The organism is Variovorax sp. LARHSF232 (genome assembly GCF_052871435.1).
The window spans coordinates 1,103,406-1,117,115 of record NZ_JBIXJS010000001.1; the positions used below are offsets into that span (position 1 = coordinate 1,103,406).

13 protein-coding genes and 3 pseudogenes are annotated in these 13,710 nt (G+C 67.6%); 3 read left to right on the forward strand and 13 right to left on the reverse strand.

The window, feature by feature from the left end:
• Positions 1-92 precede the first annotated feature (92 nt).
• From ACIPRI_RS05275 to ACIPRI_RS05310, 8 genes are read right to left on the reverse strand one after another with little or no spacing between them, the layout of a single operon-like run.
• The gene (locus tag ACIPRI_RS05275) at positions 93-1,013 is read right to left on the reverse strand and encodes an alpha/beta hydrolase (RefSeq protein ID WP_446620320.1); all 921 of its coding nucleotides are present in this window, start codon (positions 1,011-1,013) and stop codon (positions 93-95) included.
• 16 nt (positions 1,014-1,029) lie between these two features.
• A complete protein-coding gene (locus tag ACIPRI_RS05280; RefSeq protein ID WP_446620321.1) occupies positions 1,030-2,067 on the reverse strand; it encodes a CaiB/BaiF CoA transferase family protein in 1,038 nt (345 codons plus the stop codon).
• A complete protein-coding gene (locus ACIPRI_RS05285; RefSeq protein WP_446620322.1) occupies positions 2,064-3,215 on the reverse strand; it encodes an acyl-CoA dehydrogenase family protein in 1,152 nt (383 codons plus the stop codon). The genes ACIPRI_RS05280 and ACIPRI_RS05285 overlap by 4 nt, the downstream gene beginning before the upstream one ends.
• A gap of 3 nt (positions 3,216-3,218) precedes the next feature.
• Positions 3,219-4,049, reverse strand: coding sequence for an SDR family NAD(P)-dependent oxidoreductase (locus ACIPRI_RS05290; RefSeq protein ID WP_446620323.1), 831 nt, complete (start codon positions 4,047-4,049; stop codon positions 3,219-3,221).
• 28 nt (positions 4,050-4,077) lie between these two features.
• On the reverse strand, positions 4,078-4,497 hold the full coding sequence (locus ACIPRI_RS05295) for a MaoC/PaaZ C-terminal domain-containing protein (protein WP_446620324.1): 420 nt from the start codon (positions 4,495-4,497) through the stop codon (positions 4,078-4,080).
• A gap of 13 nt (positions 4,498-4,510) precedes the next feature.
• Positions 4,511-4,951, reverse strand: a complete 441-nt coding sequence (locus ACIPRI_RS05300; protein ID WP_446620325.1) for a MaoC family dehydratase N-terminal domain-containing protein — start codon at positions 4,949-4,951, stop codon at positions 4,511-4,513.
• A gap of 15 nt (positions 4,952-4,966) precedes the next feature.
• The gene (locus ACIPRI_RS05305) at positions 4,967-6,151 is read right to left on the reverse strand and encodes a lipid-transfer protein (RefSeq protein WP_446620326.1); all 1,185 of its coding nucleotides are present in this window, start codon (positions 6,149-6,151) and stop codon (positions 4,967-4,969) included.
• Between the two features lie 50 nt (positions 6,152-6,201).
• The gene (locus ACIPRI_RS05310; RefSeq protein WP_446620327.1) at positions 6,202-7,761 is read right to left on the reverse strand and encodes a long-chain-fatty-acid--CoA ligase; all 1,560 of its coding nucleotides are present in this window, start codon (positions 7,759-7,761) and stop codon (positions 6,202-6,204) included.
• Between the two features lie 115 nt (positions 7,762-7,876).
• Here ACIPRI_RS05310 and ACIPRI_RS05315 point away from each other — a divergent pair, with 115 nt between their 5' ends.
• Positions 7,877-8,902, forward strand: a complete 1,026-nt coding sequence (locus tag ACIPRI_RS05315; RefSeq protein WP_446620328.1) for an AraC family transcriptional regulator ligand-binding domain-containing protein — start codon at positions 7,877-7,879, stop codon at positions 8,900-8,902.
• Between the two features lie 67 nt (positions 8,903-8,969).
• Here ACIPRI_RS05315 and ACIPRI_RS05320 read toward each other — a convergent pair.
• The 3 pseudogenes from ACIPRI_RS05320 to ACIPRI_RS05330 form a co-directional block, all read right to left on the reverse strand.
• Positions 8,970-9,209 (reverse strand): annotated as a pseudogene (locus ACIPRI_RS05320) (IS6 family transposase); the annotation flags it as partial.
• Between the two features lie 112 nt (positions 9,210-9,321).
• Positions 9,322-9,732 (reverse strand): annotated as a pseudogene (locus ACIPRI_RS05325) (CoA transferase); the annotation flags it as partial.
• A pseudogene (locus ACIPRI_RS05330) lies at positions 9,692-9,928 on the reverse strand (CoA transferase); the annotation flags it as partial. The pseudogenes ACIPRI_RS05330 and ACIPRI_RS05325, both read right to left, overlap by 41 nt.
• 221 nt (positions 9,929-10,149) lie before the next feature.
• On the opposite strand from ACIPRI_RS05330, the gene ACIPRI_RS05335 reads away from it, so the two are divergent.
• Positions 10,150-10,512, forward strand: coding sequence for a LysR substrate-binding domain-containing protein (locus ACIPRI_RS05335; RefSeq protein WP_446620329.1), 363 nt, complete (start codon positions 10,150-10,152; stop codon positions 10,510-10,512).
• On the opposite strand, the gene ACIPRI_RS05340 is transcribed toward ACIPRI_RS05335, so the two are convergent.
• Together ACIPRI_RS05340 and ACIPRI_RS05345 are read right to left on the reverse strand one after the other, a co-directional pair.
• A complete protein-coding gene (locus tag ACIPRI_RS05340) occupies positions 10,484-11,464 on the reverse strand; it encodes an AraC family transcriptional regulator (protein WP_446620330.1) in 981 nt (326 codons plus the stop codon). The genes ACIPRI_RS05335 and ACIPRI_RS05340 overlap by 29 nt on opposite strands.
• A 32-nt stretch (positions 11,465-11,496) precedes the next feature.
• A complete protein-coding gene (locus tag ACIPRI_RS05345; protein WP_446620331.1) occupies positions 11,497-11,907 on the reverse strand; it encodes a hypothetical protein in 411 nt (136 codons plus the stop codon).
• A 146-nt stretch (positions 11,908-12,053) separates the two neighbouring features.
• Here ACIPRI_RS05345 and ACIPRI_RS05350 point away from each other — a divergent pair, with 146 nt between their 5' ends.
• On the forward strand, positions 12,054-13,640 hold the full coding sequence (locus ACIPRI_RS05350) for an arylsulfatase (RefSeq protein WP_446620332.1): 1,587 nt from the start codon (positions 12,054-12,056) through the stop codon (positions 13,638-13,640).
• The last annotated feature ends 70 nt before the right edge of the window (positions 13,641-13,710 follow it).

Consider the following 13,710-nt stretch of genomic DNA (forward strand, 5'->3'; position numbering starts at 1 on the left):
CCGGCGCGGGCTTCGTTGCCTATTGCGCTTTACGTAGATCGCATGGCAGAAGGCATCCGTCTTGCCCTCGCGCCAGGACCCGAGTCGCCGCATCAGCCTGATGCAGTGGCCTTGGGTGCCGACACCGCCATCTGCGCCGCGATGAATCGGGCCATGTCGGCGCGGCACAACTGGGCCTCGCGCAAGGCACCGAACAGCGGGAATACGTGCGGCAGGTCGATCCACACCGAAGCCTGTGCATCGACACCCTGGAGCCTGGCCCGCTCCACCGAGCGCAGGCTGTGGTCCAGGAGCATCTCGGCGCTCGAGACGTGGAATCGCAGCGGAGGCAGGCCGCGCCAGTCGCCTTGCAGCGGCGAGACCAGGGGATCGTCGTGGGCCACGCCCGACAGGTAGTGCCCGACCAGGATGTCGAGCGCCTCGTGCGTGAACATGACGTCGCGCTTCTCATTGAACTGCATCGACCAGCCCTCGCCGCTGAAGTCGCAGGCGGGCGACAGCAGCACCGCGCAGGCGGGCACCGGCAGGCCGACGCGCCGGCAGCGCTGCAGCAAGGCGAGCGCGAGGTTGCCGCCGGCCGAGTCGCCCACCAGGGCGATGCGTTCGGCGGGCAGGTTGCGCAGCAGCTGCCGGTAGGCGACTTCGCAATCTTCCAGTGCTGCCGGTGCGCGATGTTCAGGCGCGAGGCGATAGTCGGGCAGCAGCACGGGCAGCCCCGTGCGGCGCGACAGGTCGGCGCAAAAGGCGCGATAGGTCGCCGGCAGGTGGACGCAAAAGCCGCCGCCGTGCAGGTAGAGGATGGCCCCGCCCGCGCCCGGTCGCGCCCCGATCCACTGTGAGCTGAGCGTGTCCGACAGGCGCTCGGCGACGAAGGGCACATTCGACGTCCAGCCGCCGATGAGCCAATCGGCGATCGCCGTGCGCCGGCGCAGCTGTTCAATCGAAGGCTTGTGGCGCCATATCGGCTTCACCAGCCACCGCAGCAACAGGTTGATCAGCGCGCGGCGCATCATCGCCTTCCCCGCCGCGTCATGCCCGGCCGCCCAGCGGCTGGAAGCGCAACGAGGCCCCCGGCTGCAGGCTCCCCGCCGCATCGGTGCGGTAGAGGCCGCGCGCCGCGATGTGCGGATGGCTGGCCGCCTCGGTCAGGCTCAGCACCGGCGCAAAGCAGACATCGCTGCCCTCCAGCAGTTCGCACCAGTGCCCGCGCGGGCGGCTTGCGAACAGCGCGGCGAAGCGCGCCTTCAAGGCCGGCCAGGCCGCCTTGTCGTACTGCCGGGCCGGCTCGACGTCGAGCAGGCCGAGCTTCGTCAGCAGCAAGGCATAGAACTGCGGCTCCAACGCCCCGAGCGTGATGAAGCCGCCGTCGGCGCAAGCGTAGACGTCGTAGAACGGCGAGTCATGGAACGGACTCGGCTCGGGGCCATCGAGCTGGCCGCCGGCACGCACCATCTGCGCGATGCCGCCGAGCATTGCCACGACGTCGACGATGGCGGCGTCGACGACCCGGCCGCGGCCGCTGGTGCGTGCGTCGAGCAAGGCACTGACGATGCCGAAGGCCAAGCCCAGCGCGCCGGCGGCGTCGCCGACCACGGTCGGCGGCACGATCGGCCGCTGGCCACGGTGCGCCGACAGCGACAGCAGGCCCGTCAGCGCAACGTAGTTCAGGTCGTGCCCGGCGGCCTGCGCGAGCGGTCCATCCTGGCCCCAGCCGGTCATGCGGCCATAGATGAGTTTCGGATTGCGTGCGGCGCAGTCGGCTGGCCCGAGGCCCAGGCGCTCCATCACACCGGGTCGATTGCCCTCGATCAGTGCGTCGGCCTCGGCCACCATGGCCAGGGCCTCGCCCACGGCGGCGGGCTGCTTCAGATCGAGCGGGACGACAGTCTTGCCGCGGCGCAGCGGGCTCTCGCCCTGGCCGCCGAGCCGTTCATTGACGGCCCCCTTCTGCGGCCTGGCGATGACGGTCACCGCGGCACCCATGTCGGCCAGCATGCGGCCGGCCAAGGGGCCCGGCCCGATCCCTTCGAACTCGACGACGCGTACGTCTGACAGCGGCCCGTTCATGCGAAGAGCTTCCGCGCGATCAGATCCTTCATGATCTCGGTGGTGCCGCCATAGATGCGCTGCACGCGCGCATCGGCATACAGCCGAGCGATCGGGTACTCGGCCATGTAGCCGTAGCCGCCGAACAGTTGCAGGCACTCGTCGACGACCTTGCCCTGCTGCTCGGTGCACCACCACTTGGCCATGTAGGCGGCCTCGTCGTCGAGCGTGCCGTCGAGCAGGCGCTGGATGCAGTCGTTGACGAAGGTGCGCACCACGTGCGCGATCGTGGCGCACTCGGCAAGCTTGAAGCGGGTGTTCTGGAAATCCGCCAGCGACTGGCCAAAGGCCTTGCGCTGCCGGGTGTACTCCACGGTCAGCTCGACGGCCCGCTCGATCACCGCCGCGGCCGGCACGCACAGCAACAGCCGCTCGTAGGGCAGCTGGCTCATCAGCTGGACGAAGCCCTGGCCCTCTTGCTCGCCGAGCAGGTTCTTCACGGGCACGCGGACGTTGTCGAAGAACAGCTCGGCCGTGTCCGAGGCATGCTGGCCCAGCTTCTCCAGCCGGCGCCCGACGCGAAAGCCTGGCAGGTCCTGGGTCTCCAGCACGACCAGCGACACGCCACGGCTGCCAGCGTCGCCGGTGCGCACGGCCACCACCAGCAGGTTCGCCGTGAAGCCGTTGGTGATGAAGGTCTTGGCGCCGTCGATGACGTAGTCGTCGCCTTCGCGCCGGGCGCGGGTGCGCAGCGACTTCAGGTCCGAGCCGCAGCCCGGCTCGGTCAGCGCGATGCCGGCGAGCAGCTCGCCGCTGGCGAGCCCGGGCAGCCAGCGCTTCTTTTGCGCCTCGGTGCCGTAGTCGAGGATGTAGTGCGCGGCGATCGTGTGCACGGCCGTGTTGGCCGGCATCTCTGCCTTGGCCAGCTCGTCCTGCACCACCAGCTGGTAGGCCAGCGTGGCGCCGGCGCCGCCGTGTTCCTCGGCCAGCTCCGGCAGCATGAAGCCCATCTGCCCGAACGGGCGCCAGACCTCGCGCGGGATGTAGCCCTGGCGGCGCCAGCCGTCGAGCTGCGGCGCCAGTTCGCCGGCGACGTAACGGCGCACCTGGTCGCGGAAGGCTTCGATGTCCTCGTCCATCCACGGAAGGCGATGAAGCTGCGGCAACATCCCTCAGATCCCTGTCAGGCCACCGCTGCACATCAGCGTCTGGCCGCTGACGTAGTCGGACTCGGGGATGCACAACAGGTACACGGCTCCTGCCGCCTCGTCGGGCGTGCCGCCGCGGCCCAGCGGGATGGATTTCTCCATCATCGCCAGCAGGTCCGGGTTGACGCCCACCTTGATCTCGCGCCCGTCGATGTTGGCGGTGGACTCGCCGGCGGCGCTGGTGGTCAGCCGCGTCGTGATGAAGCCGTAGGCGACGCAGTTGACGGTGACGTTCATGCGGCCCCATTCCTTGGCCAGCGTCTGCGTCATGCCGATGATTCCGGCCTTGGCGGACGAGTAGTTCGCCTGCCCGGCGTTGCCGAACAGCCCGGCCACCGACGAGATGTTGACCACCTTGCGCACGTTGCGCCGGCCGGCCTCGGCGTCGGCCTTGGAGAGCGCGCGGATCGCCGGCTGCGCGGCGCGCAGGATGCGAAACGGCGCCGTCAGATGGCAATCGAGCATCGCGTACCACTGCTCGTCGCTCATCTTCTGGATCACGTTGTCCCAGGTGTAGCCGGCGTTGTTGATGATGATGTCCAGGCCCTTGAATTCGCTGACGGCGGTGCCGACGAAGCGCTCGGCGAAGTCCGGCGCGGTGACGCTGCCGACGCAGGCCACGGCATGGCCGCCGGCCTCGCGGATGGCGGCCACGGTCTCTTGCGCCGGCCCGGCGTCGAGGTCGTTGACGACGATGCGCGCGCCTTCGCTGGCCAGCTTGAGCGCGATCGAGCGGCCGATGCCGCGGCCCGAGCCGGTGATGAGGGCAACCTTGCCGTCGAGTTTGCTTGTCATGGGGGTGTTCTCCGGGGGTGATGGGGATTCAGGGCAGTGCGACCAGGGCTTCGCCGACGATCTTGGCCTGAGCGAACTGGTTGGCGCTCTGCAGCTCGATGCGCACGCAGCGCTCGCCGCCCTGCTCGAGCTTTTCGACGACGCGGCCGCTGCAGCGCATCGCGTTGCCCAGATGGGTGATGCCCTGGAAGCGTGCGTCGAAGCGGCGCAGGCGGCCCTGGGGCGCCCAGGACGTGAGCAGGCGGCCGACCCAGGCCATGCCCAGCATGCCTTGCGCAAAGACGTCGGGCATGCCGGCACGGCGTGCCACGTCGAGGTCGATGTGGATCGGGTTGTGGTCGCCGGAGGCCCCGGCGAACAGCGCCAGGGTCGTGCGGTCGACGGCGGGAAGTTGCAGCGCCGGCAGGATGTCGCCGACGGCGACGTTGTCGAAGGTGGGTGTGGTCATGGCGATCTCCCGATCAATGGCGGCAGACGAGGACCGAGCGCAGCTCGGCCACCAGCTCGTCGCGCTGGTTCACGGCGCGCGAGGTCTTCACGACGAACTCGAGCGCGCCGTTCTTCTTGTCGTAGATGTCGCTGATGGTGGAGCGCACGGTCACCGTGTCGCCGACGCAGGCCGCCCGGTGGTAGGTGAAGCCCTGCTCGCCGTGCAGCAGCTTGGCGAGGGGGATCTGCAGATCCTCGATCAATCGGAAGGTGGCACCCGAGTCGAGCTCGGCCGCGAACAGGAATGTCGGCGGTGCGGGCAGGTCCGGGTAGCCGGCATCGCGCGCGGCGGCCGTATCGGTGTACACCGGGTCGGTCTCGCCGATGGCCTTGGCGAAGAACTGCAGCCGGCTGCGCTCGATCGGCAGTACCGACGCGGGCAGCTCGTGGCCGATCCATTTCTTGTCGATCATCGTGTCTTTCCTGTTTCAGACGCGTTCGTAGAGGGTCACGACGCAGGCGCCACCGAGCCCCAGGTTGTGCTGCAGCGCCAGTCGTGCGCCTTCCACCTGGCGCTTGTCCGCCGCGCCGCGCAGTTGCTGGACCAGTTCGGTGCATTGCGCCAGGCCGGTCGCGCCCAGCGGATGGCCCTTGCTCAAGAGGCCGCCCGACGGATTGGTCACGACCTTTCCGCCGTAGGTGTTGTCGCCGTCGTTGACGAACTTCTCGGCGCCGCCCACCGGGCACAGGCCCAGGGCCTCGTAGCTGACCAGCTCGTTCTGCGCGAAGCAGTCGTGCAGCTCCACCACATCGAGATCCTGCGGGGCAATGCCGGCCGCCTCGTAGACTTGCTGCGCCGCATCCCGGGCCATGCTGAAGCCGACGACCTCGCGCATGTCGCGCGCCTCGAAGGTCACCGGGCGGTCAGTGGTCATCGCCTGCGCGCGGATGCGCACGCGGCGGTCCAGCCCGTGGGACTTGGCAAAGGCTTCGGAGCAGATGATGGCCGCGGCCGAGCCGCAGGTCGGCGGGCAGGCCATCAGGCGCGTCATCACCCCGGGCCACATCACCGGCGAGTTCATGACCTCTTCTTCCGTGACCACGTTGCGAAACAGCGCGAGCGGGTTGTTCGCCGCGTGGCGGCTGGCCTTGGCGCGGATCTGGGCGAAGGTGGACAGCGGCGTGCCGTACTGCTGCATGTGCGCCAGGCCCGCGCCGCCGAAGTAGCGCAGCGCCAGCGGGATCTGGGCGTTGCCGACCAGTTCGTCGGTGGCCACGTCGAAGCGCTCGAAGGGGCTGGGCCGGTCCTTGAACACCGAGCCCAGCGCGCCCGGGCTCATGTGCTCGAAGCCCAGCGCCAGCACGCAGTCGGCAGCGCCGCTGGCCACCGCCTGGCGGGCCAGAAACAGCGCGGTCGAGCCGGTGGAGCAGTTGTTGTTGACGTTGACCACCGGGATGCCGGTCATGCCCACTTCGTAGACCGCGCGCTGGCCGGCGGTGGAGTCGCCGTAGACGTAGCCCACGTAGGCCTGCTGAATGCGCTCGTAGCCGATGCCGGCATCGGCCAGCGCGGCGCGCGTCGCCCTGGCGGCCATCTGCGGATAGGGCTCGTTGGCCCCGGGCTTGGTGAAGGGGATCATGCCGACCCCGGCGACGAAGACGTCACGGCTCATGAAAAACTCCTGGAATGGTTCGAAGAAAGAGGCAGGCGAAGTTCGCTCGCTCACGCCACGGCGCGCTCGCGCCCCTGCCAGAACGGCTCGCGCAGCTTGGTCTTGAGTACCTTGCCGGCGCCCGAGATCGGCAGTGCTTCGACGAAGTCCACGCTGCGGGGGCACTTGTAGCCGGCGATCAAGGCCTTGCAGTGGGTGATCAGCGCCTCGGCCGTGAGCTCCTGCCCCGGCTTGCGCACGACCACCGCGTGCACCGTCTCACCCCATTGCTCGCTGGGAATGCCGATCACCGCGCAGGCGGCCACGCCCGGGTGCTGGGCCACGGCGTTCTCCACTTCGCCCGAGTAGACGTTCTCGCCGCCGCTGATGATCATGTCCTTCAGCCGGTCGGCGATGAAGATGAAGCCATCGTCGTCCATCCAGGCGCCGTCGCCGGTGTGCATCCAGCCATTGCGCACGGCCGCCGCCGTCTGCTCGGGCTTGTTCCAGTAGCCCTGCATCACGTTCGGCCCCCGGACCGCGACTTCACCGACTGTGCCGCGCGGCACTTCATTGCCTTCGGGGTCGACGATGCGCAACTCGATGCAGTAGCCGGCCCGCCCCGCCGCGCGCAACTTTCCGGTCTTGCGCCCCTCGGGCGTGTGGGTCCAGGCCGGGTTGACGGTGGCCAGCGGCGACAGTTCGGTCATGCCATAGGCCTGGACGAAGCCGATGCCCGGCAGTGCGGCCATGGCTCGCTCGAGCACCGCCTCGGAGATTGGCGAGGCGCCGTAGATGATGGTCTTGAGCGCGCTCAGGTCACGCGGCTTCTTCATCGCGGGGTGATCGACCAACATCTGGATCATGGTCGGCACCAGGAGCACATGGGTGACACGGTCGCGTTCGAGCGTGTCGAGCACAACTTCGGGATTGAATGCCGCAACGACGCTGTGCGTGTTGCCCTCGATCCAGTGCGGCGTCGCGAGGCCCATGTCGGCCAGGTGGAACATCGGCGCGGCATGCAGGTAGGTGCCGCCTGGCGACGAAAGGCCCTCCGAGTGCACCGCCAGGCCCGCGCTGCACATGTTCGTGTGGCTCAGCATCACGCCCTTCGGGAAGCCAGTCGTGCCGCCGGTGTAGAAGATGCCGGCCAGGTCCTCGCCGCGGCGTGCGGCGTCGGGCACGGCGTCGGCGGCAGCGATCAGCGCCTCGTAGCCGTGCATGCCGACCGGCACCTCGCCCTCGTCGCAATAGATCACCTCGCGCAGCGTCCGGGAGTCGCGCAGGAACTGTTGGACCAGCGGACGGAAGGTCTCGTCGACCAGCAGGATGCTCGAGCCCGAGTCATCGAGCGAGTACAGGATCTCGGCCGCCGACCAACGGATGTTGCAAGGGTTCATCACGCCGCCACCCCAGGGCACGGCCATCTGATACTCGAGATAGCGGTCGGAGTTGAGCGACAGCATCGCGACGCGGTCGCCTTCCTGCATGCCAAGTTTCTGAAGCGCGCCGGCCAGGCGCGCCACGCGGTCGGCGAATTCGCGGAAGGTGCGTTGCCGGCCGCCGAAGCGGGTTGCGATGCGGTCTGGGTGCTGCTGCACGGCGCGATGCAGGGATTGGGTGAGGTACATGGGGTCTCCTTGGGGGTCGGTCTGCGTGTCTGTCGTCTCGATCTGAATGGTAGAAACGAAGGGTGGCTTGCGCGATGTCGCATTGCATACTTCGAATGGCAAAGGACCTCCATTCATGACGCGCCCCTCTTCGTCGACCCTGGATTCCCCGGTCACGATTTCCGTGGTCTTCGTGCACGGCCTGCTCTCCGGTGTGTGTTCGCGCGGCCTGCCCGTGGATGCCTTCCTAGCCGACGCCGGCATCGACCCGGCGCTGCTGGAGCGCGCTGGCGCGCGCGTGACCGCAGACCAGTACGTGGGCCTGTTCCAGTCGCTGACCGACCGGCTCGACGATGATCTTCTGGGCTTCCTGTCCCAGCCGCTGCGCCGCGGCAGCTTCGCGCTCGTCGTTCGCTCGGCCGCTGGCGAGGACACGCTCGAACGCGCGATGCGCCGCGCCGCGCGCACCTTCGGGCTGTTGCAGACCGACGTTGAACTGCAGTTGGTGCAGGCCGGATCGCTGGCCGGTTTGACGCTGCGCTTCGCGAACCCGTCGATTGCGCAACGGGTGCCACTGCATGAACTGCTGTTGCGCGTCTTCTGGCGCTTGTTCGCCTGGCTGGCCGGCGGCAAGCTGCCCGTCGCGCGATTCGACTTCGCCTTCCCGAGCCCATCCTACGCGAGCAGCTACGGCAGGATCTTTACCACTGCGCTGCACTTCGAGCAGCAGCAGTCGGGGTTCTGGTTCGACGCGGACAGGCTGGCGCGGCCCGTGCGCCGGGACAAGGCGGCGGTAAAGGCCTTCCTCGCCGATGCGCGATCCAACGTCATCGTGCCGCCACGCGCCGACCTGATCAGTACGCGCGTGCGCAGCCATCTGCAGTACGCGCAACCCACATGGCCCGACCTGGCCGCCACGGCCGAGGCGCTGCACATGGCTGCCTCCACGCTGCAGAAGCGCCTGGCGGCCGACGGCACCTCGTTCCAGGCGTTGAAGGACGCGCTGCGCCGAGACCTGGCGATCGTTCGCCTAAACACCAGCGCCGTGCCGCTGGTGACGCTGGCCAACGAGTTGGGGTTCGCGGACAGCGCGGCCTTCCAACGCGCGTTCAAGAGCTGGACCGGCAGCGCGCCGGGGGCCTATCGCCGCAGTGGCGCGTGATCTGGCGCTCCCTCAGGCATTGTTACGTTAGGTTCGAGAGGTTGCAGAACCGGCAGGCAAGCGTGATTCAGAATGCGGCTGACGGATTTTCGGCGAGACCTGTGAAAAGGCGCCACGAACCGAGGCGCGCGGCCAGCTGCTTGCGGTAGAGCGAGGTGCGCGGCAGATGGCGCTTGAGTGCGGAGTGCCGGCGGATCGGACCTAAGCTCGAGAGAAAAAACTGTGTGCGCTCGGGCCTGCGACTTCGCATGCGCCGCTCGCCCTCGCGGGTAGGCTGATGGCTGTTTTCGGCACGGTTGTTCACCCTCAGAAAGAACGACCTTGCGCTTGCTCACCCCAGGGGCCCGCGCGATGGTGCCGTGCGCAGCCTCGAAGGCCGCCAGCACTTCGTCCAGCGAACGGCTGCGGCACCACTGCGCAAACACGCCGTTGAGCTCGGCCGCGTGCAACACCCGCTCGCGGTTGCTCGCAAAGCGCGAATCCTCGACGAGGTCGGGCCGGCCGATGGCGCGGCAGTTGTTGGCGAACAGCGCGTTGGTGCTGCCCGACAGCGAGACCCAGCGCCCGTCGCGCGTCGGGTAGACGGCCGCCGGCGCCGAGTACTGGTTGGCGTTGCCGGAGCGCTGCCGCACCACGCCGAGCTGGTCGTACTCGATGGGCAGGAATTCCAGCAGCTTGAGGGTGGCCTCTGTGAGGGACAGATCGATCTCCTCGCCCGGCGCGCCGGGGCTCCCGTGCGCGGCGCCACAAGGCAGCCAGCACACCCTCGGCGCCGAACAGGCCGCCCACGTTGTCCGCCACCGGGTAGCCGGCATGCATCGGCTCGCCATCGGCCTCGTCGGTGATGTGGGTGAGTCCGCCCATGGCTCCGAAGACGCGTGCAAAGCCCGGCCCGTTGCGGTAAGGACCGGTCTGGCTGAAGCCTGTCGTGCGCAGGATCGCGAGGCCGGGCTGCACCGCCCAGAGGGCCTCCTTGGTGAGGCCCCAGCCGCCCAGCGTGCCAGGCCGGAAGTTCTCGACCAGCACACCGAACGTTCGGCAGCATGCGCAAGAGCAGGGCCGCGCGTGCAGGGCCTGCAGCCAGGGGAAGATCGATCTGGCCGTGCTGAACCACTACCGTGCGAAAGGCAGCAACAGCTACCGGCGGCTGTTCGAATCGCAGCTTTTCATCGGCGGTCGCCGGCAGTTGCTGCAGCGGGCGCTGGCGCCGAAGCGCAAGGCGTCGGCCAAGGCGCAGCTGCCGCCGGATGCCAACCTGCAGGGCCGGCCTGCCGCTGGTGCTGCCCGTGCCGCCCAATGCCACCCGCAACCTGCTCGACAAGCTGCGCCACCGGCCCGGCTTCGAGCTGAACCTGGTGCTGGAAGGCAGCTCCTCGGTCATCATCAAGAGCATGCTGACCCGGCACGACTGCGCCAGCGTGCTGCCACGGCATGCCATCGCGGATGAGCTTCGCTTGGGTACGCTGGCCGCGGTGCCGCTCTCGGAAAGAGTCTTCAGGCAGCATGTGCTGCTGGCGACGAGCACGCAGCAGCCCTTCACCCTGGCCAGCAAGGCGGTCGCCGCGCTGATACCCGGCGTGGTCAACGCCGCGCTGGCACGAACGGCTTAGTCCGCGCCAGCGTCGCCGAAGGCGCCTCGCCGAAGAGCTGCCTGTAGCGCTGCGAGAAGCGGCCCAGCTCGAAGAAGCCCAGCGACATCGCGACCGCGGTGACGGTGGCCTCTTCGCCCGCGCCCAGCAGCATCTGCCTGGCGACTTGCAGGCGCCGGCGCATGATGAACGCCTGCGGCGTGCAGCCGCGCACCCGCTTGAAGCTCATTTGCAGTGACCGGATGCCGACCTCGATCGCGCAAGCCACCTCTTCCACGCCGATGGGTTCGGCCAGGTTGGCTTCGATCCACTCCTCCGCCCTTCGCACCTGCGCGAGGCCGATGTCCTCGACGGCTTCGCTGGCCCGCGGGGCATTCTCGGCGAGGCATTCGGCGAACAGGGTGAGCAGCAGGCGCTCGGCATGTGCGCGCGCCGGCCCGGCCACGCCAAGGGGCGAATGGGGGTTGTCGAACTCGGACACCAGCCAGGCCGTGAACGAACGCAGCGAGGTCAGGTTGGCGGTGGGGGGCAGCACGTTCAGCCAGTCTTGGTAGCCCGAGAGCTTGCGAAAGCGCTGTTCCATCGCGTCGCGGATGGACTTTCCGTCGAAGCTGACGAGCAGGAACTTGGACGGGCCCAGGACCGACTTCAGTTCCATGCCGGGGCTGTGGACGACAACGTTGTGCGGGTCGGAGACGAAGGGGTGCTCGCCGGTGCGGTGCTCCATCGCGCCACTCTGGTGGAGAAAGAGCCGGAAATGGTCGGACAGCGGCCCCTGGGCCCTCAGGTCGACCGTGCACTCGTGCTGGATATACGAGTAAGTCACCTTGCCCGTGTCCAGATGGTTCCAGCGCAAGCCGTAGTTGCCCTGGAGGACGGCGGTTCGATTCCGCTCCCAGATCCGGCCGGCGAACAGCGAGGCCTCATCGACGTCCGTGCTGGAAAAGATGCGGAAGCAAGACAGCAGTTCCACGGCTTATTCTGGATGATCGACGTCAGTACATGCTAGTGCCAATTCGGTGGCTCCACCAGCATCGACAATAGAACCAGGGTGGCGCGGAAGCGAAAGGCCTGTTCCGGACACACCCGGTCGACGACGGCCACCGCCCGCTCGGTGATCGCCCGCAGCCCCGGTGCGAAACATTCGGCGTCCAGCGCCCGGACACGCGCGACGGCTTCGTCGCACGCGGCCTCGTCGGCGAAATCCGCCAGTACGCGCAGAGCCAGGTCACGCTCCCCCTCTGCACCCGCGGCCCGCTGGCCGATCTGCCGGAGCAAGCCGGCCAGCCGCGCCCACCGCAGGGATTCGTCGTCCGCATCGCACAAGCTCGCGTCGTGGCAGGCCAGGGCGCTGCACAGCCGGAGAACGTCCCAATCGGCCACCTCGAACTGCGCCCGGAAATCTCGATGGACCACCCCATCACCTCCAGCGTGCCAGGCTGGATTCTGGCGGCGCGCTCCCCTGGCAGCCATGCAGATCGCGAAGCTCGCCCACTTTCGCTTTCTGCATAGAATCGCGCGTCGTTCTGGCGAAAAGATGCTGCCCTTGCAAGGAGGCACTCATGATTCGCTCGAGTTACAACTTCTTTCGGATCGCACACGCGATCCTTGGCCTGGCAGCCACGTTGTTGATGGTCGCACTCTCTCCGCCCGCGCTGGCACAGGCTGCCGGTAAGAAGCCCAATATCCTGGTCATCTGGGGCGATGACATCGGAACCTGGAACATCAGCCACAACAACCGCGGAATGATGGGCTACGCGACGCCCAACATCGACGGCCTCGCCAAGCAGGGCGTCGCGTTCACCGATTACTACGCCCAGCAAAGTTGCACGGCAGGCCGGGCCGCTTTCATCGGGGGAACGGTGCCTGTGCGCACCGGCATGACCAAGGTTGGCCTGCCGGGTGCCAAGGAAGGCTGGCAAAAGAGCGATCCGACCATTGCGGCGCTGCTCAAGGCCCAGGGCTATGCGACGGGGCAGTTTGGCAAGAACCACTTCGGCGACCGCGACGAGCATCTTCCGACGATGCACGGCTTCGACGAGTACTTCGGCAGCCTCTATCACCTGAACGCCTCGGAAGAACCGGAGAACCCGGACTATCCCAAGAGCGAGGAGTTTCGCAAGAAGTTCGGCCCGCGCGGCGTGATACGCGCCAAGGCCGACGGCAAGGGTGGCCAGACGGTGGAGGACACGGGTCAGCTGACCAAGAAGCGGATGGAAACGATCGATGAGGAGACGCTGGCGGCATCCCTCGAATTCATGGAGCGGCAAACCAAGGCCGGCAAGCCTTTCTTCATCTGGTGGAATGCCACGCGCATGCATTTCAAGACGCACGTGAAGGCCGCGAACCGGGGCATCTCGGGGCAGGACGAGTACAGCGACGGCATGGTCGAACATGACCGGCACGTTGGCGAGCTGCTCAAGAAGCTCGAGAGCCTGGGCCTGGCCAACGACACCATCGTGATGTACTCGACGGACAACGGCCCGCACTACAACTCATGGCCCGACGCGGGCACTACACCCTTTCGCAGCGAGAAGAATTCAAACTGGGAAGGCGCCTACCGGGTGCCCGCCTTCGTCCGCTGGCCTGGGCATTGGCAGGCAGGTGTGACATTGAACGGTATCGTTGCGCACGAGGACTGGATGCCGACCTTCCTGGCCGCAGCCGGAATACCGGACGCAAAGCAGCGGTTGATGAAGGGCGACACCTTCGCAGGCCGCAAGTACCGCGCGCATCCGGACGGCTACGACATGAACGACTACCTGGCGGGCAAGACCAAGGAATCGCCACGCAAGGAGTTCTGGTACGTCAACGACGACGGGCAGCTCGTCGCCGCCCGCTATCAGGACTGGAAGGTCGTGTTCCTGGAGAACCGCGGCCAGGCCTTCGGCGTCTGGCGTGAGCCCTTCACGGAGCTGCGGGTTCCGCTGCTGTTCAACCTGCGGCGCGACCCCTTCGAGAAGTCCCAGCACAACGCCAACTCGTACAACGAGTGGTTCCTCGATCGTCCCTTCGTCCTCGTGCCGATACAGGGCCTGGCCGCCCAGTTCCTGAAGACGATGAAGGACTACCCGCCCAGTCAGATGCCGGGGGCGTTCAATCTGAGCAAGATCGAGGAACAACTCAGGGCGGGCTCTGGAGCGCGCTAGAGAGATGTAGAACCAATGCAAGACAAAGGGCAGGCTCGGAACGGTGTCGACGGTGGAGCAGCGGTTCCCG